The 24288-nt window shown below is 50.0% G+C and carries 29 protein-coding genes; 26 read left to right on the top strand and 3 right to left on the bottom strand.

Going from position 1 to position 24288, the window contains the following annotated elements; genetic code table 11:
* The first annotated feature begins 239 nt into the window (after positions 1-239).
* Genes A8990_RS14085 through A8990_RS14105 form a run of 6 tightly spaced genes read left to right on the top strand, consistent with a single transcriptional unit; the run spans position 240 to position 3255 of the window.
* Positions 240-773: a GNAT family N-acetyltransferase gene (locus tag A8990_RS14085; protein ID WP_245996015.1), complete on the top strand. Its 534-nt coding sequence runs from the start codon at positions 240-242 to the stop codon at positions 771-773.
* A 44-nt stretch (positions 774-817) separates the two neighbouring features.
* Positions 818-1273, top strand: a complete 456-nt coding sequence (locus A8990_RS14090; RefSeq protein ID WP_116189675.1) for an SRPBCC family protein — start codon at positions 818-820, stop codon at positions 1271-1273.
* A 17-nt stretch (positions 1274-1290) separates the two neighbouring features.
* A complete protein-coding gene (locus A8990_RS14095; RefSeq protein WP_116189676.1) occupies positions 1291-2037 on the top strand; it encodes an alpha/beta fold hydrolase in 747 nt (248 codons plus the stop codon).
* A 19-nt stretch (positions 2038-2056) separates the two neighbouring features.
* Positions 2057-2476 (top strand): GNAT family N-acetyltransferase, encoded by a 420-nt coding sequence (locus A8990_RS14100; RefSeq protein ID WP_116189677.1) that lies wholly within the window; start codon positions 2057-2059, stop codon positions 2474-2476.
* A gap of 22 nt (positions 2477-2498) precedes the next feature.
* A complete protein-coding gene (locus A8990_RS31555) occupies positions 2499-2657 on the top strand; it encodes a hypothetical protein (RefSeq protein WP_181909579.1) in 159 nt (52 codons plus the stop codon).
* A 31-nt stretch (positions 2658-2688) separates the two neighbouring features.
* Positions 2689-3255: a pyridoxamine 5'-phosphate oxidase family protein gene (locus A8990_RS14105; RefSeq protein WP_116189678.1), complete on the top strand. Its 567-nt coding sequence runs from the start codon at positions 2689-2691 to the stop codon at positions 3253-3255.
* Here A8990_RS14105 and A8990_RS14110 read toward each other — a convergent pair.
* Positions 3252-3431, bottom strand: coding sequence for a VOC family protein (locus A8990_RS14110; RefSeq protein WP_116189679.1), 180 nt, complete (start codon positions 3429-3431; stop codon positions 3252-3254). The two genes, A8990_RS14105 and A8990_RS14110, sit on opposite strands and share 4 nt — an antisense overlap.
* Before the next feature lie 143 nt (positions 3432-3574).
* Between A8990_RS14110 and A8990_RS14115 the strand changes: the two genes are divergently transcribed.
* From A8990_RS14115 to fdhA, 14 genes are all read left to right on the top strand, one after another.
* Positions 3575-4159, top strand: coding sequence for a nucleotidyltransferase family protein (locus A8990_RS14115; RefSeq protein ID WP_342772838.1), 585 nt, complete (start codon positions 3575-3577; stop codon positions 4157-4159).
* 100 nt (positions 4160-4259) lie between these two features.
* On the top strand, positions 4260-4862 hold the full coding sequence (locus A8990_RS14120) for a LysE family translocator (protein ID WP_116189680.1): 603 nt from the start codon (positions 4260-4262) through the stop codon (positions 4860-4862).
* A gap of 13 nt (positions 4863-4875) precedes the next feature.
* Positions 4876-5448, top strand: coding sequence for a GNAT family N-acetyltransferase (locus A8990_RS14125; protein WP_116189681.1), 573 nt, complete (start codon positions 4876-4878; stop codon positions 5446-5448).
* 101 nt (positions 5449-5549) lie between these two features.
* Positions 5550-6035: a GNAT family N-acetyltransferase gene (locus A8990_RS14130; protein WP_116189682.1), complete on the top strand. Its 486-nt coding sequence runs from the start codon at positions 5550-5552 to the stop codon at positions 6033-6035.
* Positions 6036-6066: 31 nt separating this feature from the next.
* Positions 6067-6543 carry a TcaA NTF2-like domain-containing protein gene (locus A8990_RS14135; RefSeq protein WP_116189683.1) on the top strand — a complete coding sequence of 159 codons (477 nt, stop codon included), beginning with the start codon at positions 6067-6069 and terminating at the stop codon, positions 6541-6543.
* Positions 6544-6579: 36 nt separating this feature from the next.
* Entirely contained in the window at positions 6580-7077 is a 498-nt protein-coding gene (locus A8990_RS14140) for a GNAT family N-acetyltransferase (RefSeq protein WP_116189684.1), read from the top strand.
* 80 nt (positions 7078-7157) lie between these two features.
* Positions 7158-7580, top strand: coding sequence for a VanZ family protein (locus A8990_RS14145; RefSeq protein ID WP_116189685.1), 423 nt, complete (start codon positions 7158-7160; stop codon positions 7578-7580).
* Positions 7581-7598: 18 nt separating this feature from the next.
* Complete coding sequence (gene hisA, locus A8990_RS14150; protein WP_116189686.1) at positions 7599-8366, top strand: phosphoribosylformimino-5-aminoimidazole carboxamide ribotide isomerase; 768 nt, start codon at positions 7599-7601, stop codon at positions 8364-8366.
* 243 nt (positions 8367-8609) lie between these two features.
* On the top strand, positions 8610-9047 hold the full coding sequence (locus A8990_RS14155) for a hypothetical protein (protein ID WP_116189687.1): 438 nt from the start codon (positions 8610-8612) through the stop codon (positions 9045-9047).
* A gap of 32 nt (positions 9048-9079) precedes the next feature.
* Positions 9080-9508: a chemotaxis protein CheW gene (locus tag A8990_RS14160; protein ID WP_116189688.1), complete on the top strand. Its 429-nt coding sequence runs from the start codon at positions 9080-9082 to the stop codon at positions 9506-9508.
* On the top strand, positions 9505-12102 hold the full coding sequence (locus A8990_RS14165; RefSeq protein ID WP_116189689.1) for a chemotaxis protein CheW: 2598 nt from the start codon (positions 9505-9507) through the stop codon (positions 12100-12102). Before A8990_RS14160 ends, A8990_RS14165 begins: the two co-directional genes overlap by 4 nt.
* On the top strand, positions 12095-14284 hold the full coding sequence (locus A8990_RS14170; RefSeq protein ID WP_116189690.1) for an EAL domain-containing protein: 2190 nt from the start codon (positions 12095-12097) through the stop codon (positions 14282-14284). The genes A8990_RS14165 and A8990_RS14170 overlap by 8 nt, the downstream gene beginning before the upstream one ends.
* A 97-nt stretch (positions 14285-14381) precedes the next feature.
* Complete coding sequence (locus A8990_RS14175; RefSeq protein WP_116189691.1) at positions 14382-16073, top strand: methyl-accepting chemotaxis protein; 1692 nt, start codon at positions 14382-14384, stop codon at positions 16071-16073.
* A gap of 176 nt (positions 16074-16249) precedes the next feature.
* Positions 16250-17467 (top strand): formaldehyde dehydrogenase, glutathione-independent, encoded by a 1218-nt coding sequence (fdhA, locus tag A8990_RS14180; RefSeq protein WP_116189692.1) that lies wholly within the window; start codon positions 16250-16252, stop codon positions 17465-17467.
* A 65-nt stretch (positions 17468-17532) separates the two neighbouring features.
* Here fdhA and A8990_RS14185 read toward each other — a convergent pair whose 3' ends face one another.
* Positions 17533-18093: a GNAT family N-acetyltransferase gene (locus tag A8990_RS14185; protein ID WP_116189693.1), complete on the bottom strand. Its 561-nt coding sequence runs from the start codon at positions 18091-18093 to the stop codon at positions 17533-17535.
* Positions 18094-18380: 287 nt separating this feature from the next.
* Here A8990_RS14185 and A8990_RS14190 point away from each other — a divergent pair, with 287 nt between their 5' ends.
* The 6 genes from A8990_RS14190 (at position 18381) to queC (ending at position 22629) form a co-directional block, all read left to right on the top strand.
* Complete coding sequence (locus A8990_RS14190; protein ID WP_116189694.1) at positions 18381-18833, top strand: GyrI-like domain-containing protein; 453 nt, start codon at positions 18381-18383, stop codon at positions 18831-18833.
* Positions 18834-18886: 53 nt separating this feature from the next.
* Positions 18887-19834: a DMT family transporter gene (locus tag A8990_RS14195; protein ID WP_116189751.1), complete on the top strand. Its 948-nt coding sequence runs from the start codon at positions 18887-18889 to the stop codon at positions 19832-19834.
* 65 nt (positions 19835-19899) lie between these two features.
* Positions 19900-20697 carry a PhzF family phenazine biosynthesis protein gene (locus A8990_RS14200; RefSeq protein ID WP_116189695.1) on the top strand — a complete coding sequence of 266 codons (798 nt, stop codon included), beginning with the start codon at positions 19900-19902 and terminating at the stop codon, positions 20695-20697.
* A gap of 55 nt (positions 20698-20752) precedes the next feature.
* Positions 20753-21235, top strand: coding sequence for a 6-carboxytetrahydropterin synthase QueD (gene queD, locus A8990_RS14205; RefSeq protein WP_116189696.1), 483 nt, complete (start codon positions 20753-20755; stop codon positions 21233-21235).
* Positions 21225-21935 carry a 7-carboxy-7-deazaguanine synthase QueE gene (locus tag A8990_RS14210; protein WP_116189697.1) on the top strand — a complete coding sequence of 237 codons (711 nt, stop codon included), beginning with the start codon at positions 21225-21227 and terminating at the stop codon, positions 21933-21935. Before queD ends, A8990_RS14210 begins: the two co-directional genes overlap by 11 nt.
* A gap of 4 nt (positions 21936-21939) precedes the next feature.
* Positions 21940-22629 carry a 7-cyano-7-deazaguanine synthase QueC gene (gene queC / locus A8990_RS14215; protein WP_116189698.1) on the top strand — a complete coding sequence of 230 codons (690 nt, stop codon included), beginning with the start codon at positions 21940-21942 and terminating at the stop codon, positions 22627-22629.
* Between the two features lie 442 nt (positions 22630-23071).
* Here queC and A8990_RS14220 read toward each other — a convergent pair whose 3' ends face one another.
* Complete coding sequence (locus A8990_RS14220; RefSeq protein ID WP_116189699.1) at positions 23072-24274, bottom strand: GGDEF domain-containing protein; 1203 nt, start codon at positions 24272-24274, stop codon at positions 23072-23074.
* Positions 24275-24288 lie beyond the last annotated feature (14 nt).

The raw sequence follows: 24288 nt of genomic DNA on the forward strand, positions 1-24288 counted from the left end.
TGCCCTTACATTTAGGCGTTTATATTAGGGAGGATGTCCTTGGAAAATGACGGATGACGGGGAGCCATTTGCAGCGGAGCAATTGCCTATCGACGTCAGTCTCTTGGGTAAAAAAGGAAAATGCTCGATTGATGTCGAAGTGCTAGAGAATCAGGGAGGGATGCAGCATGGAAATTACATATCTCGATTATGTCATGCGCAAGCCGCCAAGCTATACAAGCTAGGAGGGAGTCAAACAGATGGAGAATGATCCTATTCAAATTCTCATTAGAATGGAAACTAGCGACGACTACGCTGTTGTTCGCGAGGTGAATTACGCTGCCTTCGGCAATCGAGATGATGAAGCGGATTTGGTTGCGCGCATTCGGTCGTCGGCGGAATTCATTCCCGAGCTGTCGCTTGTGGCGGATCGGGATGGCAGTGTTGTCGGGCATCTGCTCATTAGTAAAGCTTCAATCGTCAATGGGAGTACGAGCCACGATGTGCTTGTCCTTGCGCCTATCGCCATACTTCCTGCTCATCAGAAGCGAGGAGTGGGAGGGCTGCTCATTCGTGAAGGGTTGAACCGGAGTCGAGTATTAGGCTATGCGGCGGTTCTGCTTATTGGACATCCAACCTATTATCCGCGATTCGGATTTCGGCCAGCGAGCAGCTTCGGCATGGAGCTCAAGCAATTTACAGTGCCCGATGACGTGTTCATGGCGTATGAGCTGTATGATGGCGCATTGAAGGGGATTGCGGGGGAACTTCAATACCCGGCAGCGTTCTTTTGACAAAATAAATGGTTAAACAACGTAAGAGGAGCATGAGTTAACAAATGGTCACCGTGGAAACAGAAGTATGGATTAATGCGCCGCTTGAGCGCTGCTTCGATCTGGCTCGAAATATCGATGTGCATACGCGCACCGTATGGCCGCACACAAAAGAGCGTGCCGTTGCAGGCATTACGACCGGACCGATCGGGAATGGCGAGACCGTGACGTTCGAAGCGACACATCTCGGCGTTAGACAGCGGCTGACTTCGCTAATTACAGCGTATCATGCTCCGTACTATTTCGTAGATGAGATGCAGCGGGGCGCGTTCAAGTACTTGCGGCACGAGCATTATTTTGAATGTGCGCATGGGATGACGCTGATGAGAGATCGGCTCAAATTTGCAGCGCCTCTTGGCGTTGTTGGCTGGCTCGTTGAAAGGGCCGTCCTTCGCCGCTATATGTACAATTTTCTTAAGTATCGCAATGAGCAGTTGAAGGTGCTGGCAGAAGCAAACTAACCGTGGAGGTACTTGTGATGGAGCGTGAGTTTCGTGCTAGCCATGCGAGCAACGATGGTATTCTTATTCATTATTTAGATTCAGTAGACGTTGCCGATCGAACGCTGACACCGCTGCTAATCTGTCCGGGGTTGTCGGAGACGGCTGAAGAGTATATGGATTTGATGCGATATTTGCTGCCACGGCGGTGTGTAGTCCTTTCTTTCCGAGGCAGAGGAGGCAGCGATACGCCTGCGAGTGGTTATAACCTCGATTCGCATATTGCAGACATGAAAGCTGTAATCCGAGCTTCTGGCTTAGAACAGTTTCATCTATTCGCTCATTCGCGAGGCGTGTCGTATGCACTTGGCTATGTACAGGAGCAACTCAGCAGCAACGGTTCCGTGCAGGCAGTTTCGCTGCTTCTTAGCGACTATCCAGCAGAGCATCGCCGGATGCCGGAAGGCTGGGCGGATGATTACATAACGAATTATCTCATTCCATTCGAGCGAACGGGCAATATCCGTCCGGCTGCTGTTTGGGGCATCCAGCATGAAGCGGAGCAGATCGATCTCTCAGCGCCGATTGAGCTCATAGAGCATGCGCTTATTCTCCGAGGAGCACTGGAAGGCTCGCTCTTGAGTGAACCCGATGTAGAGACCTATAAATCCATGTTCGCAAAATGTCATGTAGAAGCGCTCACGCATTCGGGGCATAACTTGATGGGGAATGAACGTCTGAACTGTTCTGAACTGATTCGCGCCTTCCTTGGAGAGAAGACCTAAGAGAGAGGTTGGTGGCAGTATGGAAATTACAATTCGCTACGGCAATGCTGCAGATCTTGCAACTGCTTCCAGCTTTGACCGATATACGCCTGAGCATATTTTGGTATGGAAACTCGAGCATCACGATATTCTATTGGCAGAAGATGAGCGAGGCTGTGTCGGTTATTTGAAGCTGGAGCATCTCTGGTCCCAGTTCCCATATATCGGGCTTATTAAAGTGAAGGAAGAGTACCGTGGCGGCGGGATCGGGAAGCGGATGCTTCACTTTGTAATCACGCAGCTACAGCAGCAAGGTGTCCACGCGCTGTACAGCTCCTCCCAAGCGGATGAGCCGGATCCGCAACGGTGGCATCGCAAGATGGGATTCTTCGAATGCGGCATCATAAACGGAATTAACGACGGGAATGTCGGTGAAATCTTCTTTGTCATCAAGTTCTGATCCGGTGGGAGGCGCTGCCCGAATGGGCGTTGTCATTGTAATTATGTTAGGAATCATCATTATCTTGCTGGCAGATATCAACAGCAAACTGCCGAGACTGCCGAAGAAAGATCCGGGTAAAGAAGCGCTGGCGCGTGACCTCCAGCGAAGAGAAAGCAGCGAGAACAAATACGACGCATGAGGCTTATATCAATTGCCAAGAGGTGAATCCATTGGGAACTGCGTATTCAACGATCCTGCCAGAGCATGAATCGTTTATCCGCGAGCAGAAGCTGTTCTTCGTCGGCACTGCAGCAGAGGATGGACATGTGAATCTGTCGCCAAAAGGGTATGATGCCTTCAGAATCTTGTCGCCGAATAAAGTCGCGTATCTCGATCTGACGGGAAGCGGCAACGAAACGAGTGCACACTTGTCGGCAGTGAATCGGATTACGTACATGTTCGTCGCGTTTGATGGGAAACCGCTCATACTAAGGCTGTACGGAACAGGTCAGGTCGTTCTCCCTACTTCACCGGAGTGGGACGAGGTTGCCGCGCATTTTACCCTCTATCCTGGCTACCGGCAGATCATTGTTTCCGAGATTGAGATTGTAAAAACTTCATGCGGCTTCAGCGTTCCTTACTATTCGTATGAGGGAGAGCGCGATCAATTATTGAACTGGGCGACTAACCATGGCGAGGAGAAGCTCATCGATTATCGCAAAAGAAAAAATTCTGCCAGCATGGACGGCTTCCCAACGCCTATTGGTAAGGCTTTTGAAGATGAGAACGTGAACTAAGTTGCCGCTACGAGTGCATCCTTGAGCTCAATTCGGTTCCCTTCAGGATCATGGAGCACGCCTACTGTGCCCCAATGGAAAGCTTGTACGACGACTTCCGCCCCGCGTTCGCGAATAGCTTCTACCTCATCTGCAAAATCGGTAATATCACCCCAATTGGAGCATATAGAATGCACGGGTCTTCTCATAATGCTCGGTGAATAAAATGATGCCGGATTTATGAAATCTCATGGTCTACTTGACCTCTATTTCCCATTAATACGCTAAACATACATTAAAGTTTGTAAACTGACAAGAGCAAAGGAGGCTGCGAATCCAAGTGTCAGCGTCAGCGCAGCAAGCCGAAGAAGAAAAGCTGCTAAAGCATAAGCTTATCCTGTTTCTTATGGAGCATGATACTCTCATGGACGATCTGCGCCTAGTGCGCAGCTTGCAGCTGCCGCAGTGTTACATTGCCGCAGGATGTATTCGTAATTATGTCTGGGATCGGCTGAGTGGGTATAGCAGCAGTCGATCGCTTCATGACGACATCGACGTGGTGTACTACGACGCCGATGATCTTTCACCCTTAAAGGATGCAGAGCTGGAACAAAAGCTCATTAAAGCAACTGAAAATCCGCGATGGTCGGTCAAAAATCAAGCGAGAATGCATGTGAAAAACGGCTTCGAGCCGTATCATTCTACCTCACATGCGTTGAGCCATTGGCCAGAGATGGTTACAGCAATCGGCGTACGATTGAATGACAGCGATCAGTTAGAGCTTTGCTGCCCGCATGGGTTAGCCGATCTATTCGAGATGCGTGTACAGCGTAGTCCATACTTCCCGGATCACGGCTACTACGTAGACCGGATAACGAAGAAGGGCTGGGATCGGAATTGGCCGAAATTGACGATTATCACCTGAAATTTGTAGGTGGGCGTAAGTGTGTTAAATCGGTTACACTAAGATAGTGGAAGATCATGAAGGATATGGACAACTAGAGCGAAGAAAGGTAAGTCATTGAATGTTGGTTTGGAAAGGGATTCTTATTGGTTTATCGATCGCGGCTCCTGTGGGACCGATCGGTGTATTGTGCATGAAGAGAACGATTAATCAGGGTAGACTGTACGGATTTTTCGCTGGGTTGGGCGCTGCGACGGCAGATGGTCTATACGGCTTGATCGCGGCATTCGGCTTCGATCTCATTACGAGCGGATTGCTTGCGCAGCGGTTCTGGATGAGCCTGATCGGCGGGCTGTTTCTATGCTACTTGGGTGTACAGTCCATTCGGTCCAATGCAGCTCCGAACGCGGAAGCGGGCATGAGCCGCAATACTGCCGCAGCGTATCTAACGACATTTCTGCTGACAATTACGAACCCGATGACGATCTTATCGTTCCTTGGCATTTTCGCAGGACTCCAGGTGACAGGGGCAACAACCGCAGATTCCGTGCTGCTCGTAGTTGGTGTATTTACAGGTTCAATGCTCTGGTGGCTGTTCCTTAGTATCGTAATTGGCGCATTCCGCACAACGCTAAGCGGCGGAGCGATGATGTGGATTAACCGGTTGTCCGGGCTCGTGCTGCTCGGCTTCGGTATCTTCTCGTTGTGGCAAGTGATAAAGTGAAGGATGATAGACAATGAATGAACATATACCAGCACTTCGGACGAAACGGCTAGTGTTACGTGCCATTGATGAGAGTTATGCAGAACAAGCTCTTGATTTTGTACTGCGAAACAAAGAGGCACTTCTCGAATGGGAGCCGGCAAGAAATGACGACTATTACACCTTAGACGTGCAAAAGCAATTCATTCTGAATGACCTGCAGAGCATGCGCAGCGGGCAAAGTGCGAAATTTTGGTTCAGTGAATCGGAACAGCGAGACGCACCGCTGCTCGGCACAATAACGCTGAACAATATTGTAAGAGGGGCTTTTCAGTCCTGCCACCTCGGGTATCGGACTGATGTGTCCGTGCGTGGCAAAGGATATATGACGGAGGCGCTCGCACAAGTAATCGGGTTCGCGTGGAGCGAGCTGAATTTACACCGGATTGAAGCCAATATTATGCCCCGCAATGGCGCTTCGCTTACAGTTGTCGAGAAGCTGGGCTTTAAACATGAAGGCATTGCCCGTGATTATTTGCGCATTAGCGGCCATTGGGAGGACCATATTCATATGGTGCTGCTGAATCCGATGTGGAAAGAAATATAGGGCGGATTTTATTTGGTGCAGATATTCCAGAAGAGCGTGCAAACGTGGTAAACTATGATTTATATTTATTTGGACATGAGTGAAAGTGAGAGCGGTCAAGTATGCTGGCGATGATTCGGTCAACTTCAGAACATATTGAGCATGAGCTTGATATTTTTAATAGCAATCCGATGTTCAATTTGATTTCCAAGGACAAAGCAACACTAACTGCCGAAGACATTGCTGCCGAGCTTAAGGATGCCGAACAAGCCGGAGCTGAACGATATTTGCTTGTCGATCACAACCATCAATATGTTGGCATTCTTGAGCTGTTGATGCACAATCCCAAGGACAATTGCACGTGGATCGGACTGCTGATTATTAATGGCCGCTTCCACGGTCAAGGTTATGGAAGTGCTGCCATGGTACTGTTCGATCATGTTATGCGTGAGCGAGGCGTCGAGTCGCACAGGCTTGGCGTGCTTGCGAATAATCCGAATGGACACCGCTTCTGGCAAAGTCATGGTTGTGTGGAGGTTCGTCCGGCCGAGCTGCCGGATGGAAAAGCCATTATGATCTATGAACGAGCGGTGAGCACCGAGAACTAAAGAAAAATATTTAAGACGGGAGATTACAACCATGTACAGAACGGCGACGCTAGGCGCGCTGCTGAGCTTGATGCTGCTGGTAAGTGCCTGTACAGCGAAGGATGAGCCGAAATCGGAAGGGCCAGCGATCGGTGAACAGATGGATTATACGGAGACTGGCGCAAACAAGACGATGAATGCTTATGAAGAGTCCATCGTGGAGGCGGTCAACAAGAACCGTTTCTCCTTAGTGGAAGGGCTGCTTGATCCGGCCGGACCGCTCTATGCGCAGCAAGAAGGGCTCGTTCGCAGGCTGGCATCGAAGAATATTAAGGAAAAGCTGATCCGTTACCAAATTATGAATATCCAGAAAATAAACGGTGAATACAAGTTTTATATTACCGAGAAGATCGGCGTCTATTACCCGAGCGGTCGTGTCGATATGAATGAATATGAGTGGATTTACACCGTGAAGGAAGAGCCTAATACGGGCAAAACAAGAGTGTACAGCATTGAACGATGGGAATAGCAGCATGATTCGAAGATGAGGATGGGTGCGACTTAGATGAAAGAGATTACGTTCGAAAGCTATTCGGATATTTACTTAGAAAACGTTCGCAATACTTACAATTACTATGTGGACCATACCACAGTTACGTATGACCTGTATCCATATACATCCGAGCAAATAAAGACGCTCATCGAGCCGTTGTCGGACTTGTACCGCTCCTATGTTGTGCTGGTGGATGGGCAATATGCGGGCTACGTGCTGCTTACTCAGCATAAGAAACGTCCTGCGTTTAACGTGACAGCGGAAGTCAGCATTTATCTGGACCAGGCGTTTATCGGTCAAGGACTCGGCCGCAAATCGGCAGAATTCATTGAGCGTGTCGCACGTGAGCTTAATTTCCATTCCTTGATCGCTGCAATCTGTACCGAGAATACGGGCAGCGTAGCTTTGTTCGATAAACTTGGCTACAAGCAAGTGGCCTATTATCAAGAAATCGCGAGCAAGTTTGACCGCTGGTTGGACTCGGTTTCTTATCAGAAAATATTAGATTAATACGAGTCAATCAGCAGTCGTCATGCGGAAGCCGTAGCGACGGAGGCAGCCTTCGCTCGCAAGGGGGACGGGGCGTTTACATGAAGAAGCTATACGCACTTATCATTATCGGTTATACGCTGTTGCTTTTTTATTGGATGTTTATCGGATTTGGCCGCTCGGCAGTCCATCCGTCCGAATACCGCTATAACGTCATTCCGCTCCAAACCGTCCGTCTTTACTTCGAACATGCGGATAGCTTCGACGCCAAATATTGGCTCGTCAATATGGTCGGGAATGTCGCGGTGTTTATGCCGTTCGGACTCGTGCTGCCGTATTTGCTCGGACTGCGATTTATCCGGTTTTCGCTGCTATTTATATCTGCGCTCTTCGTTCTGGAACTGCTGCAGCTCGTGCTTCATCGCGGCAGCTTTGACATTGACGATGTCATTCTGAATACGATTGGCGCTTGGCTTGGATACATACTCTACCGGTTAAGTGTGAAGCGGGCTAGAGCTAGCTAACGAGAGAAGAGGGACCTAATGAAATTCAGACCATGTATTGACCTTCATAAAGGCAAAGTGAAGCAAATTGTCGGAGAAACGTTAAGTCAGAACGATGACAAGCAGGTCGTTGAGAACTTCGTATCGGAGCATGATTCAGCGTATTATGCCGATATGTTCAAGCGCGATCAGCTCACCGGCGGGCATGTCATTATGCTCGGGGGGGGGAATGAGGAAGCCGCATTGGCGGCACTTCGCGCGTATCCGGGCGGATTGCAGATCGGCGGCGGCATTCGCGCCGAGAATGCAGCGCAGTATCTCGAAGCAGGCGCGTCGCATGTCATCGTCACCTCTTATATTTTTCGCGATGGCGAGCTCGATATGGGCAACCTGCAGCGAATCGTCTCTGAAGTCGGCAAGGACAAGCTGGTCATTGACCTCAGCTGCAAGAAACGCGATGACAAGTGGTTCGTCGTTACGAATCAATGGACGACGTTCAGCAGCTTCGAAGTGAATGCTTCCCATCTGGGGGAGCTGGCGCAATATTGCGATGAATATCTCGTTCATGCAGTTGACGTGGAAGGCAAGCGGAGCGGTATTCTGACTGACCTCGTAGATCAGCTCGCGCAGTGGGTAACAATTCCGACGACATATGCGGGCGGTGCCCGTTCGTTCGACGATCTCGAGCTGTTCCGGAATCTTGCTGCAGGCAAGCTTGATATTACGATCGGCAGTGCGCTTGATATCTTTGGCGGCGCGATGTCGTACGAGGATGTAGTCGCATTCTGCAGAGCGCGTGCGCAATAACACACATAAATAAGCTAGAGACAGTCCGGTTTGCTGGAAACAGCAGGCAGAGGCTGTCTTTTTTTGTGCATTTTCACGTCCCGGCTAACACTTTCCAAATAAAATCGTTCCAAAATCACACAATTCAAACGATCATTAAGAACTTACCAAATACTTAACCTTTATAATCAGTTTAGAGTTTAGCGGTAATTTGAAGGAGGAAGGCAATTTGGGACAGACAACGATGCGATTAGGTGATCATTTATGATGAAACTGCTCGAATTTTATAAAGAATTATTTGAAGACGCAACGGGCCGCTTCGAACCTGTGTGGCAAGCGGATCCCGCTTACTTGCACGGTTGTCGTTGGACCAAAGACAACTATCCGATTCAAGAGCAGTTTCGCATCACGGATATGGGTGATGAGCCGCCTGTTATGATGTTCTCTATTGTTCTCCCAGATATGTACTCGGAAACGAATGTGTTCGACGAGGTTTACCGGTATCCGTCGCATAACGATATGTCCATTGTCCTGATGAATCAGCAAATCTGGGTTAATGCTTCGCTTAGCACGAGCAAGCTGGAGCAGTCGGTGCTCGGATTCATCCACCAAGCGCGCAGCGAGATCATGAATATATTTGATTGTGTCATTTTGAAGACAGATGTTGTTCATGCGAAAGAAACAGAACGGCATTTCCGATAGATTAGGCAGTTCATCACAAGGAGGTCCGAGCGGTGGCCAATTACATCGTAGTAGGGTTGAATGAGGAGAAGTTTGCACTTCCGATTACAGACATTCAAGAAATTATTAAAGATATGCCAATCACCGAGATACCAGCCGCTAGGGCACATGTGAAAGGCGTCATTAATTTGCGCGGCACCATCGTTCCGGTTATCGGGCTTCGCTCGAAGTTTCGCATGATGGAAAGCCACTCGACGGCATCCTCCCGCATCGTAATCGTCCAGACACCAGAAGGCGAGCCGGTGGGGCTGTATGTTGACCGGGTCGAGCAAGTCGCGTTTTTCTCAGAAATATTGCCGACTACAGATGGGATAGGCGGAGCGCAAGCAGGCAACTTGTCAGGCATCGGGAAAATCAATGACCAGCTTGTCAGTATCTTGCATTTGCCGTCTATCTTGAACACTGGAGGAAGTCTATCATGAATGAATCATTCGCGCTTACATACTTAAGTGTTTTTCTAGATGAGCTTGAGGAGCAGCTGCAAGTATTGGATGAGTCGATTCTGGAGCTCGAGAACGGAGGCAATTCTCCGGAGACGATTCAGACGATCTTCCGGGCAGCGCATACGCTGAAAGGCTCTTCCGCTGCAATGGGCTTTCAGTCGATGAAGGAAGTGACGCATAAAGTCGAGAGCGTGTTCGAGCTGCTGCGTCAGAACAGGCTGCAGACGAGCAAGCCGCTGATTAATGTGCTGTTCAAGTGCATTGACTACTTGAAAGCGAAGAAAGAGACGCTGCGCAAAGGCGATTTCAATGATGAGCCGATCGAGACGCTCATCGAGCTGCTGAACGGCATTATGAACGATCAGCCTGCGGAAGAATCACTGGTGGCGAATGCTGCAGCAGCTGAGCAAGCGAAAGCGACATCGGTGCAGGAGCAGGCGCTGTATGATGGCTGGAGCGAGACCGTGCTTGCTGCTAAAGCTCAGAAGCTAACTGAGGGGCTCCATTCGTATGAGATCAGCGTGACGCTCGCGTCTGATGTTGAGATGCCTACGGTAAAAGCAATGGTCATTCTGCGCAACTTGGGCGAGCTCGGTGAAGTGATCGCGACATCCCCGGAAATCGGCATGTGGGAGCAGGAACAGCTGCTGACCGCTGGCCCGATCCATTTCATGCTCGCAACATCGCACGGTGAAACGCAAATTGTGCGCAAAGTTGAGGAAGCATCGCAGATCGAGAGCTTCACCGTGAAGCATCTGCAAGCTGGCGGCGGCGTTCAAATCGGTTCCAAACCGTCCGTTGTTTCAGTGAATAAACAAACAACGGCTGCAGCAGCTCCGGCATCAAACATCGCACAGCAAGCAAGCGTGGACCAAGGCGCAGCAGGTCAATCCGATGCGAAGGTACAAATTCAGCAAACGGTTCGCGTAGACGTCAACCGCTTGGAGCATCTGCTGAACCTGGTCGGCGAGTTGATCATCGACAACACACGGATTCGCGAAGTGCGCAGACGCTTCGAGGAGCGCTTCAAGCAAGAGTCGGAAACGCTGCTGCTCGGCGAAATTACGGACCATCTAGGCCGCGTCGTTGCAGAGCTGCAAGAAGGCACAATGAAGACGCGAATGATGCCGATTGAACAGCTGTTTAACCGTTTTCCTCGTATGGTTCGCGACGTTGCGGAGCAGGCTGGCAAAGAAGTGACGTTCCATGTGGAAGGCAAAGAAACGGAGCTTGACCGTACACTGATTGAAGAGATTAGCGATCCGCTTATCCATATTATCCGCAATGCGATCGACCACGGTCTTGAGCCGCCGGATGAACGGGAGAAGCTTGGCAAGAACCGTAAAGGTAACCTCCTCCTGCGTGCAAGCCATCAAGAGAATGCAATCGTCATTACGCTTGCCGATGACGGCCGCGGCATTGATTTGAACCGGATTAAGCAGAAGGCGGTTCAGACAGGATTCATCGGTGCGGAAGAGGCGGATTCGTTAACGGATAAAGAGATTATCGCCTTGATCTTCCACTCGGGTATGTCCACAGCGGACAAAGTGACGGAGCTCTCTGGCCGCGGTGTAGGCATGGATATCGTACGCTCCCATATCGAGAAGCTGAACGGCATTATCAATATTGAGACGACTGCGGGCGAAGGCACGGTCTTCACGATTAAGCTGCCGCTTACGCTCGCCATCTCCCGTTCGCTCCTTGTCCAGCTCGGCAAGCATACGATTGCGATTCCGCTGACGAACGTTGTGGAGACATTCCGCCTCACGCCGGAAGATATTCAAATCGTGAACAGCGAAGAGGTTTGCGTCGTTCGCGGCGAAATATTGCCGCTTGTACGGATGCACAGAAGACTTGGCACTGTCGAGAATGACAGCGAGTCGAAGGGTTATGCAGTTATGATTGGACTTGCCGAGAAACGTGTATGTCTCTATGTCGACAAGCTGGTGGCGAATCAAGAGATCGTAATGAAATCGCTTGGCAACTACTTGGGACAAGTCGCGTACGTATCTGGCGCTACCATTATGGGCGACGGCCGCATTGCGCTTATTCTGGATGTGAACGCCGTCATTCGCGACTCCGGTGCAACGATCAGCAAGACGAATGCAGGCGAACAGAAAGCAACTGGACGAAAAGTGAAGCTGGTCACCTTCGATTTGGAAGACGAGCATTACGCGCTTGATATCAATCAGGCCAAAGAGATTATTAAAGTTCCATCCATACTGAGGATGGCGAACGCACCAGCGGAAGTGCTTGGCCTGACGAACCTGCGCGGCGATCTGCTGCCGGTTATCGATATCAAATCCTGTCTCGGGATGCGGGGCTCCGAGCCGGATCAGCAATCACGCGTCATCATTCTGAACGAGGATGGCCGCGATATCGGTATTCTCGTTGACCGTGTGCGTGAAGTCATTCATGTTACACATAGCCAGATTGAACCGCCGCCGAAGGATGTTACGATGATCTCCGATCAATACATCGGCGGCATTTGCAAAACAGACGAGCAGCTTGTCATTGTACTTAAGCTGGAAAAAATGCTCCGGTCAAGGGGTTGGGATACCATACATGCGTAGACTTCTGGACTTGGTCGATAAGCCTGCACAATACGGCGTGCTCGTCGTCGATGATTCTGCCGTCATGCGGCAGATGATTAGCAGGCTTATCGAGAGAGACCCAAAACTATGGGTAATGGGAACTGCATCAAATGGTCAAGAGGCGCTTGAGCGATTAAAGGTCATGCGCCCTGACCTCGTTACCATGGATATTGAAATGCCGGTGCTGGATGGATTATCCGCACTCAGCCAGATCATGGTCGATGATCCGCTGCCGGTCATCATGCTAAGCAGCTATACCGATGAAGGGGCTTCCCCTGCAATTGCGGCGCTTGCAAAAGGCGCTGCTGATTTTTTTCATAAAGACAGCTTGTTCCAATATCCAGTCCACGAACAGATGGAAGAAGAATTTCTTCTTCGCTGCCATGCTGCAATCGAGTCCAAACCGTTCTGGAAAACGATCGATCAAGAAGATCTCGTCAACCATGAGATGAAGGTGCTGCTAGAGTTTATGACGGGATGTCTAGCGTCCGAGCATTCGATTCACGAAGAGTTGAACCGGGCGATGCAGCAGCTAAATGGCATTTATTGCGCATTAATCAAACGGGATGACCGATTCAATCTTACGGATTGCAAAGGCGAGCTCTTAACTCGATTTGGGCAAATGGACCAAGGTCTCGTCGGACAGCCGCTTAATCATATTCTACCTGCCGAATTGTTGGAGCTCCATGTGGAGCATCTCACTCGAACATGGAATGGCGAAGATTGTGTGAGCTACGATACCGAATGGCAGAAGTATCATTTTACGACCGTAGCTCGTCCCGTACGCGTGAATGGCATCGTCAAAGAAATTATTGCGGTCACCTTCGAAGTGACAGAGCGGAAGCGGATGGAAGAGAAGATTCAATTTCTTCTGAATCATGACCAATTGACGGGACTCCCGAATCAGAATCAGCTTCTGACTGAGATGGATCGTGCGAAAGTGAAGTTTGGACAGTTTGCTGTACTCTTCTTCAACTTCGATCATTTCAAACAAATTAACGACTCTATGGGGCATGAGAAAGGCGATTCGCTGCTTCAGCTCATGGCCAGACGGTTAAAGCGGTTTGCCTCTGCAGATACGACGATTATTCGCGCAGGCAGCGACGAGTTCATTTGTATCATGGGAGGCGCCTCCTTCGATATGATTGAACAACATGCAGAGCGTCTGCTCAATTCGATACGTCAACCTATCATATTGGACGGACTCGAGATTCACATGACATCAAGCCTCGGCATCAGTCAATTTCCAGCGAATCATACGAATATCGAGCACATTATCCGCTATGCACATATGGCGATGAACATCGCGAAGACTGAAGGCGGCAACCGGATTCAGTTCTACGAAGCGCGCTTCCAGGAAGAGATTCATCGCAAGATGGAGATTGAGCGCAGACTGCGTAAAGCAATCGACCGGGAAGAGTTTTATTTGCAGTACCAGCCTGTTTTTAACGGAATGGATCGGACAATTAAAGGCATGGAGTGTTTAATCCGTTGGCAAAGTCCGGAGCTCGGACGCGTATCGCCTGCGGATTTTATCCCGATTGCTGAGGAAACAGGCTTAATCCACGCGATCGGTGAATGGGTTCTGCTCGAAGCTTGCCGGACGAATAAACGTTGGCAGGATGAAGGGCTGATGAAAATCCCGGTCGCTGTTAACCTTTCCACACAACAATTTAATGATGGCAAGATTATTGAACGGATTGAAAATATTCTTAGAGAAACAGGGCTTGACCCCAAGTATCTGGTCGTTGAAATTACTGAGAGCATGACGATGAACAAACATCATGCATTGTACATGCTGAAGAACTTAAAGCGTCTTGGCGTATCGATCGCAATTGACGACTTCGGAACCGGATATAGCTCCCTAAGTTATTTGAGCGAACTGCCGATAGATAAGTTAAAGGTAGATCAGTCATTCGTGAAGAAGATGGACACGCACAGCGTGAACGCTTCAATTGTCCATACGATTATTACAATGGCGGAGAACTTGAAGCTAGAAGTCATTGCTGAAGGTGTTGAGACGGAAGCGGAGTTCGGCTTGCTGCGACGTTACGGATGCAGTACGATGCAAGGCTACTTGCTCGGCCGACCATTAGAAGCCGCCCAATTTGCCGATTTGCTTAAGTTGAACCAGCCAGCTAAAAAGATGAGGATCCAGTAACGTTCGTTACTTGGATCCTTTCTTCACATTTAGGAGCAATAGTCAGAATATACCGACATTTCCAGTATTGCTCAAAACAAATAAGGGGGGCTATATAATGAAAATTAGAACGAAGCTGCTTAGTTGTTTTGCCTTTATTATTGTGTTGATGGCTGTACTTGGGTATTTTGCATGGGATCATACGAATAACACAAGAGCGGCCTATACTGAAATGCTGCAGGACAATGCGGTTCAACTCCAATTACGGGAATTTCAATACAAGATTGTCGGCATATCGAATGATGAGCGCGGGTATTTGCTAACGAAGGAGCAAACCTACCTCGATGAAATTGCTGCGAAGGATAAGGAAGCTAGAGAGATTATGAACGCGATGCTGCTGAACCCAACCTTAACAGATGAGAATCGGAAGCAGATCGAGCAGCTGAAAACAGACTATGATCCATTCTTCGCCGATAGCGTTAAGGCAAGAGCTTTGATGGCACAAGGAAAGGTTCAGGAGGCATATGCGCTTCACTTCGGCGATGAGCGTGATGCTCGAAAATCCATGGATACGCTGAATAGTCAGATGATCACAAGCATCAGCCAGGAGCTTGACGGCGATAAGAAACAGCGGGAGAAGGAAGCAGATATGCAGAATATGATTATGGCATTCCTCGTGGGCACTGCGCTGCTCCTCGCTGCTATTCTTGGCATTTTGCTCACTCGTTCGATTGTGAAGCCGCTTAAAGTCATCAACCGCCAGCTCCATGGAATTGCCGAAGGCCGCGGGGATCTAAGCACGGAGCTGACGATTCGGTCGAAAGGCGAGCTGGCCGATCTGGCAACTGCCTTCAATAAGATGCTTGCCAACTTGAGGACCATTCTGACCAAAGCAGTAAGTACCGCAAATCAGGTCGCGGGTTCCTCCGAGCAGCTGAGTGCAAGTGCGGAACAGACGACTCGTGCCACCGAGCACATCGTAGAGGCGACGCAGTTCATCTCTGTCCGTGCGGATCAAGAGCAGGAACAGCTCGAAGAGGCCATTCGGGCAATCAAGCAGATGTCGGAGGATATCAGTGGCGTATCGACCGGTAACGGGGAAGTAGCGAAGCTTGCTTCATCTGCATCGGATGCTTCTAAGCAAGGCGCCATCTCAGTAAACGAAATGCTGCACGAGATGGAGACGATTCATCATACGGTGCGTGAAACGACGGAAGTCATGCAGCTTCTCGAGCGGCAGTCGCAGCAAATTGGTGGGATTACGGAGATGATTACTGAGGTCGCGAACCGTACCAATCTGCTAGCGCTTAACGCATCAATTGAAGCATCTCGGGCAGGCGAGCATGGGCGGGGCTTTGCGGTAGTCGCTCTTGAAATTAGGAAGCTCGCGGAGCAGTCCAAGCTGTCCGCGCAGCAAATTACCGAGCTCATAGAAGATGTTCGCCTTCGCGTAAGCCAGGCGGCTGCTGGTATGACGACCGTGTCGGCGCAAGCGGCAAGCGGGCTTGTGCGTACGAAGCAGGCGAACCATATGTTCCAGTCGATTGAAGCTAGCATCGAGGCGGTGTCCACGCAAGTGAGCGACATTTCGCAGACGACCAGCGAGCTTTCGGAGTCGGGACGACGAGTAGTTGGAATGGCGCAATCCGTTGCTGAAGCAAGCAATCAAGTGGCCGCATCTTGCCAGAACAACTCCGCCGCGACGGAAGAGCAGCTTGCGACAATGGAGGAGATATCGTCGTCGACGATGGAGCTTCGCAGGCTTGCGGAGGATCTGAATGAGATGCTGCAAGGATTCAAACTTAACTAAAATGATTGATGCTTTACTCCAAAGCCGAGTATTCAGAGAAGCTGCCAGGTTGGCGGCTTCTTTTTTCATGAAGGTCATATTTTAGTAAATCAGGATAGCTTTTCAATCTGGAAGCGATTACAATGGGGAGTGTGAACAAGCAGTTTTCATTTCATTGAAAGAGGAGAGGCTGACTAATGGCAGGGAATCGTGCGGTAGTCTATGTGGAACCCGGCAAGGTTGAAGTACGGGATATCTCGTATCCTGATTTGATTTTGCGAGATGGGCCAGGCGTTAATCCACTCAATGTTGGCAGAAAATGTGAACACGGCGTTATCCTTAAAGTTATTACGACAAACATCTGCGGAAGCGATCAGCATATGGTGCGCGGCCGGACGACAGCTCCAAGCGGGCTCGTGCTCGGTCACGAGATTACAGGTGAAGTTATTGAAGTAGGACGCGACGTTGAGTTTATTAAAAAAGGCGATCTGGTCTCCGTTCCCTTCAATATCGCATGCGGACGCTGCCGGAACTGCCGCGAGCGTAATACGAATGTATGTACGAACGTGAATCCGGATCGTCCAGGCTCCGCTTACGGCTATGTCGATATGGGCGGCTGGGTCGGCGGCCAATCTGAATATGTTATGGTTCCTTACGCAGACTTCCAGCTGCTGAAGTTCCCGGATAAAGAGCGTGCATTGGAGAAAATTCTCGATCTGACGATGCTGTCGGATATTTTCCCAACGGGCTACCATGGCGCCGTTAGCGCCGGTGTGAAGCCGGGTTCGACAGTGTATGTCGCAGGCGCAGGCCCTGTAGGTCTTGCTGCTGCGCACTCCGCTCAACTGCTCGGCGCTGCAGTCGTTATCGTCGGTGATCTGAACAGCGAGCGTCTGGCGCAAGCGAGAAGCTTCGGCTGCGAAACGGTCAACCTTCGCGAGCATCCGAACCTGGGCGAGCAAATCGACCAAATCCTTGGTGTTCCTGAAGTGGACTGCGCCGTGGACTGCGTAGGCTTCGAAGCGCACGGTCACGGTCATGCTCACGGTGAAGCGCCAGCAACGGTGCTGAACTCCATCATGCAAGTTACGCGCGCTGGCGGCCGCCTCGGTATCCCAGGTCTGTATGTAACAGGCGACCCGGGTGCGGTGGACGATGATGCAAAAGTCGGCACGCTGAAGATCCGCTTCGGCCTCGGCTGGGCAAAATCCCACACATTCGTAACTGGCCAAACTCCGGTTATGCAATACAATCGCGAGCTGATGACTGCGATCTTGAGCGGCAAAGCACAAATCGCAAAAGCGGTTAACGCGACGCTGATCTCGATCGACCAAGCACCGGATGCGTACATGGAATTCGATCGCGGCGTATCGAAGAAGTTCGTTATCGATCCGCACGGATCGGTTAAACGTTAATACGAAATGAAGAAAGGTGACACGGAAGCGATGCTTCTGGTGTCACCTTTTTTTGCGACTTGAAACTATTCGGTGATGGGCAATTCCCTCTTCAGAATGGAGTACATTTTGATATCGACTTTCCTGCCTTTGACAATCATTTGCTCTCTCAGAAGACCTTCGTATTGCATGCCAGTCTTTTGCATGACACGCTCAGAGGCGGTATTTTCCGCGAAACATCTCGCTTCGATTCGATTCAGATCCAACTCACCAAACCCAAAACCCAGAATCTGGTTCACAACCTCAGACATATAGCCTTGATTCCAGTACTTTCGCGAGAGCACATAACCAATTTCTGCCCGACCATGGTTCTCGTTGATATAGACCCACCCGCACGCACCTATTAGCTTATTCGTCTTCTTCTCGATGATTCCCCAATCACTTGGCTGATTGTTCTCGTATTTTTGCATCGTAAAATGAATAAATGAATGCGTATCCTCGATCGCTCGATGCTGCTCCCAAGAAGTGTATTTTGAAACCTGCGCATCGACTGCATAGTCAAAAATGTCCTCTGCGTCGTCGAGTGTGATTCGTCGTAGGATTAAGCGACTGCTTTCAAGTGTTTTGTTGAATTCGGTTGTTTCCATGGGATCTCTCCTTTAAGATTCATGATAAAGATTGATTCTAATCAGCAAGGGATTCAAAAGAACTATATCGAATAAAAGGCAGAAAGAATGTTTGATTATGGAAAGGGACAAGATGATTATCATTATAGCATTAGCGGTGCTGTCATTCTTGTTTTATACCGGTCCGCCTTTACTTTTTATAAATATAAATGCCAACAAATAGATACCAAACAAGCTCGCGATCATGGTAAACTGATAACGGGTTAACCTTTAGCTTCTACATCAAACTTTGCAGGAGGTTATTCGCGATGGATAATTGCACATTGGTTACGAAGCCTGCCTTGAACATGGTTGGAATTAGCTATTGCGGTCCTTATTCGTCTTTCCCGGACGAGGCGATACTTCTGCAAAGCGCTTTTCTGCAGCGTAAGCATGAGATTGAAGGAGACGTAAAGACGACAGTGCTTTACAGTCCGTATTTCGGCAACGAAGTATTTGCTACATATTGGGCTTGCTTTGAGGTGCCCCATCTGGAGCAGGTGCCGCCAGGCATGGTGCAATTTACAATTCCGCAGCGCACCTATGCGATGGCCGCTTGCACAAATAAACGAATCGGTGAAGGCTATGAACAGCTTGCGGCATGGATGAACGAGCAGCGGCTGACGAGACGGGAAAATGCAGTTTCCCTTGAAATTTTTTATATTGACGAGCATTTGGAAGAAGAGCAGGTTGAACTGCTCATCCCCATTGAAGAGCAATAGAAGTTTCACATAAAGTGGCTGCCTGCACCGAAGAAGGAGAAACGAATATCGTTATGAACGCAGCCAAATTTTTTACACATCCGCTAGGCATTATCGGAGCTTCTATCAGCGCAACTTTGCTCTGGGGGAGCTCTTATCCGTTTATTAAGCTGAGCTACGAGAGGCTCGGCATTGGCTCCGGAGACACATTGGAGCAGATCCTGTTCGCTGGATATCGCTTCACACTGGCAGGACTGCTTATTCTGCTGTATATGCTCATTAGACGGGAACGGCTGGACTATCAGCGAGGCAGCGGAGGCATGGTAACGACCATCGCGCTGCTGCAAACCGTACTGCAATATACGTTTTTCTATGCAGGTCTGTCCAAGAGCGCAGGCGTTGTAGGTGCGGTTATCGCCGGCACAATCTCGTTCTTTCAGATTGTCATCGCGCATTTTCTATACAAGAACGACCGGATTAACGGGGCAAAAGGGCTCGGACTCATCGTCGGCTTTGTCGGCTTGCTCGTGCTAGGACTATCCAAGCATGATGGCAACTCTGGCCTCCATTTCTCCTTAGGCGAAGTTCTTCTTATGGCGGCTACATTGTTTAACGCATGCGGCAATCTGCTGTCCAGGAAGGCTTCTGCATCCTACAGCATCTCGTATATTAACGGATATCAAATGCTGCTCGGGGGCATTATGCTCTGCGTAATTGCTGCTTGGAACACGGGCTTGACGCCGTTTCATTTTGACGGAATCGCGCTTCTGATGCTGCTGCACCTCGCACTAGTATCGGCACTCGCATTCACGCTCTGGAACAATGTCATGAAGTACAATCAGGTTGGCAGCGTCTCGATGTACTTGTTCCTCATTCCCGTATTCGGCGTGCTGCAATCCGCGCTCTTCCTGAACGAGCCGATTTCGGCTGCCGTACTTGGCGCGCTTGCACTTGTCAGCAGCGGGATTATTATCGTGAATCGGAAGAAGAAACAGAATGCGCTCACGCCGACGGAGGCGTAGCATGGAACGATGCCGAACTGGTCTAGCCGGGCTCGGCATTTTCTGATAAGGAGGAAAAGCCGGACATGAACATTCCAATTGCGCTTATTGATGCTTTTACGAGCGAGCCGTTCAAAGGGAATCCAGCTGCAGTGTGCCTGCTGCAAGAGGGGCGGAATGCGGCATGGATGCAGCGAGTGGCCTCTGAAATGAATCAGTCGGAGACAGCTTTCGTCGTTCCTCGAGAAGACGGCAGCTACTCGCTTCGCTGGTTTACGCCTACGGTCGAGGTGGACCTGTGCGGTCATGCGACGATGGCGAGCGCGCATTACTTATGGGAGAGCGGCCATCTGCCAACGAACAGCCAGGCGAGATTCCATACACTAAGCGGGCTGCTCACAGCAGACCTTTCTTTTGAAGGCATTATGCTCAATTTCCCGGCAGAGCCAGCAGTACCTGTGACCGCGCCGGAGGAGCTTATTCAGGGCTTGGGCCTCATTCCGAGAGCTGTTTCGAAAAATCGGATCGACTACCTCGTTGAGATCGACAGCGAAGATACGGTCCGGACATTGCAGCCAGACTTCGCGATGCTCTCTCGCGTAGAAGCTCGAGGTGTTATAGTAACGAGCAAGGCGAACCGCGGCAGCGAATATGATTTTGTCTCGCGGGCGTTCTATCCGGCAACTGGCTGCGAGGAAGACCCGGTAACCGGTTCTGCACACTGCGCGCTTGCTCCGTATTGGCAGCGCAAATTGCGCAAGGATGATATGCTTGCTTATCAGGCTTCCGCACGCGGCGGTGAGCTGAAGCTTGCCGTCGTAGGCAGCCGAATTCTTATTTCGGGGAAAGCGGTCACTGTTTTGAATGGACATCTTTCCGTGTAAGGCAAGTTGTGTTATAATTTCATATTGCAATTGCATAAAGGAGAAGGTGTGAAACGTGACTTACGAGATTCCGAAGCATATTCAGCAGTTCGGGACCGATATTGAAGAACAGCAGCTTCGGTATCATAACCGCCGGGTGCTCGTTTCGAAGGAATTTACTTTTGATAGTGCGCATCATTTGCATTTATACGAAGGCAAGTGCAAGAGCTTGCACGGCCATACTTATAAACTTCAAACGATCATGTCCGGGAAGACGGATAAACGCGGGTTAACAATTGATTTTGCCGATATGAAGCGCATCGCCAAAGAGCGTGTGATCGACAAGCTGGACCATCGTTACTTGAACGAGGTACTGCCTCCGATGAACACGACAGCGGAGAACATGGTCGTCTGGATTTATGAACAGATCCATGAAGCGCTCGTGGAGGAAGGCCATTACCCGGATATCCGGATTGAAGAAATTCGTCTATGGGAAACGCCAACCAGCTATGCGGCCGTCACTCGTGAACTGATGGAGGCTGACGAGCATGCCGGTTAACGCGACAGAGCAGGAGAAACGCTCGATTCGTCTGCCTATGGTAGAAATTTTTGAAACGGTCGAAGGCGAAGGCACACGTGCCGGGTTCCCGACCGTTTTTGTACGTCTGTTCGGGTGCAACCTGCGCTGCGTCTGGTGCGATACGAAGTACAGCTATCCGCCGGCCGAAGCGGAGTTTACAATGACCATCGAGGATATTGTTGCCGAAGTCGAGCAGAAGTATAAAGCGGAGCATATATGCATGACTGGCGGCGAGCCGCTCCTGTACGGCAACCGTTCAGGTGAGCTGCTGCAGGCGCTATGCAATATTGAACGAATCAAGGACGTGCATGTGGAGACGAACGGTGCGATTGACTTAGCTCCATTCCTTCAAGACATTGCATCGCCCAAAGCGCGATACATTATGGACTACAAACTGCCGGACTCGGGTGAAAATGAAGCGATGATTCACGAGAACTTCTCCCTTCTGCGCGAGCAGGACGAGGTAAAGTTCGTTATCGCAAGCGATCGCGACTTCGATGCAGCAGTAGAGACGTTAGCGAAATATCCGACGAAGGCACTTGCGTTATTCAGCCCCGTTTGGGAATCAATGCCGCCGGCACGACTTGTAGAGAAGATGCTGGCGAGCGGACTCACCGGCGTGAAGCTGAATATGCAGCTGCACAAAATCATTTGGGATCCGGCACAGAGAGGTGTGTAATCATATGAAAAAAGCAGTCGTAATTCTAAGCGGCGGTTTGGATAGTACAACTTGCATGGGATATGCAAAAGAAGCGGGCTACGAGCTGTACCCGATTACGTTTAACTACGGCCAGCGCCATAAAATCGAATTGAACAATGCGCGTGCGGTTGCGGAACACTACGGCGTCAGCGATCGTTTCAGACTTGTTGAGCTCGGCTTCCTGCGTGACTTCGGCGGCAGCGCGCTGACCGATGACAGCATTGACGTTCCGAAAGTCGGCACAGACCCTGTACCGGACGAAGCGGGCGAGATCCCAGTGACGTATGTGCCAGGCCGTAACCTGTTGTTCTTGTCGATCGCGACTTCGTTCGCAGAGACAGTAGGCGCTGAAGCCATCTACATCGGCGTGAATGCGCTCGATTACAGCGGTTACCCGGACTGCCGCCCAGAGTTTATTGCAAAAGTAGAAGAGGTTATCGCGATTGCAACGAAGATCGGCGTAGAAGGTAAGCCAATCTCGATTGAGACGCCGCTGATCAGCTTGACGAAAGCAGATATTGTCAAAGAAGGCATGCGGATGGACGTTCCTTACCATCTGACAACGTCGTGCTACAACGGCGAACCTGAAGCTTGCGGCGAGTGCGATAGCTGCAGACTGCGCTTGAAGGGCTTCGCGGAAGCGGGGATGAAGGACCCGATTCCTTATAAGTAGAAATTGGAGTAAAACCAAACAGCCCTTATTCATGGGCGGTTTGGTTTTTATTTCGTTTGAGGTTTGGATAATCGGGTGTTGCACCGTTGAGGCCGGCTTGATTACCCTTAGAGCCACGACGAAATCTGAGAGTCGGAAAACACGACTCTCAGTCCCAAAAACAGCCGATGTTCTGAAAGGAGAGGCGGAAAATCCGACTCTCAGAATCCAAGTCCCGCCGAAATTGATTGGTTGAAGTCCTGAGAGTCGGAAAACACGATTCTCAGTCGCAAAACAGCAGAAATTCTGTTCCGAGAGACGGAAAATCCGACTCTCAGCAAGAGAAACGCGGCGGTATTTCTGAATGGAGCGCTTCTCATTTTCCGTTTATAATGATAAAAGTCGCACTGCCAGCCACTGACTGTGGCTGACAAAGCGACTTTAACTGATGCATACTATAAATTTAAGCTTGTTTGCTTCGCTTCGAACCTTCGCTCTCTGAACGGGGGCGTTTCTGTGATACAGACGGGTGCAGCGTTACTTTGTTCTTGCCGGTCGTTTTGGACTGGTACATCGCTTCGTCCGCTTGGCTGACGATCTCGGCTATCGAAGTGCCCTCACGGGAAATACTGACGCCGACGCTGATCGTGACCATCGTTTCTTTCTCGACTCGGCTGCGGATGGCTTCCGCAACATCTTCTGGCTTAACGCCAGGCGCCGCGATGAGACCTAGCAGCTCTTCGCCGCCATACCGTCCCGCTGTGCCGATACCGGCTGTCTCTTCTTTAATTATCTCAGCGACCTGCTTCAGAACGTTGTCTGCTTTATGATGGCCCTGCGTATCGTTCAGCTTCTTGAAGTTGTCGATATCGCAGAAGATGATCGCGATCCGTTTCATGTCTCGGAGCAGCTGCTCTGCCTTCTTATTGAAATGACGCCGGTTGTACAAGCTTGTTAAACCGTCGGTAATCGAAGATTGGAACGTCATCATCAGCCGTTCAAGCACCCATTCGAACAGGAGCAGGAACAGGAGCGTATAATAGACGATAGGCAGCAAATGAATGAAGATGAGCAGCATCGGCTTCTCGCCGTGAAACACGTAGCTGTCAGCCATATCCGAGAGCTGGTAAACGAAATAGACGATCAGACTGGTCTGATAATTGATCCGTTGGTCAACGCCGCGCAGATTGAGCAGAATGATAAAGTTCAGTATCAGTCCGTAGAAATCAAGCGCGAGCAGATCAACACCGCCTGGGGCGATCGGTCCGCTCAGCATCTCAGGCTTATACGCAATCTGAGCTGCGGTAACAACTACGAGGCCAATTGCCATTAAGAAGAAAGGCATGCCCTTTAATCTTGAGGCAGGGCCGGTATATAATTTCATGAAAACAAAGTTTATAATAATAAAAGAAAGCAAGCTGACAAACGAGTACCCAATATGTAAGTAAGGTGAAGCGGACCATTCAGGATCGGAGAGGCTGATCAATACGCCGTTCTGGATGATGATGAGCGGAAGCACGATTATGAGCACAAGATGCGTCTGATTTCGCCTATAGCTCTTGTACAGCTTCATGGCCATGAAGAGCATGAGCACGAGAATCGTCATCACGCAAGCGGATGCGAAGGTTTGACCGGCTTGTCCGGCGAGCCAGTGAACAAATGTCATGTTTGAACCACCTA

This window comes from Paenibacillus taihuensis (genome assembly GCF_003386535.1).
Taxonomy (GTDB): Bacteria; Bacillota; Bacilli; order Paenibacillales; family Paenibacillaceae; genus Paenibacillus_Z; species Paenibacillus_Z taihuensis.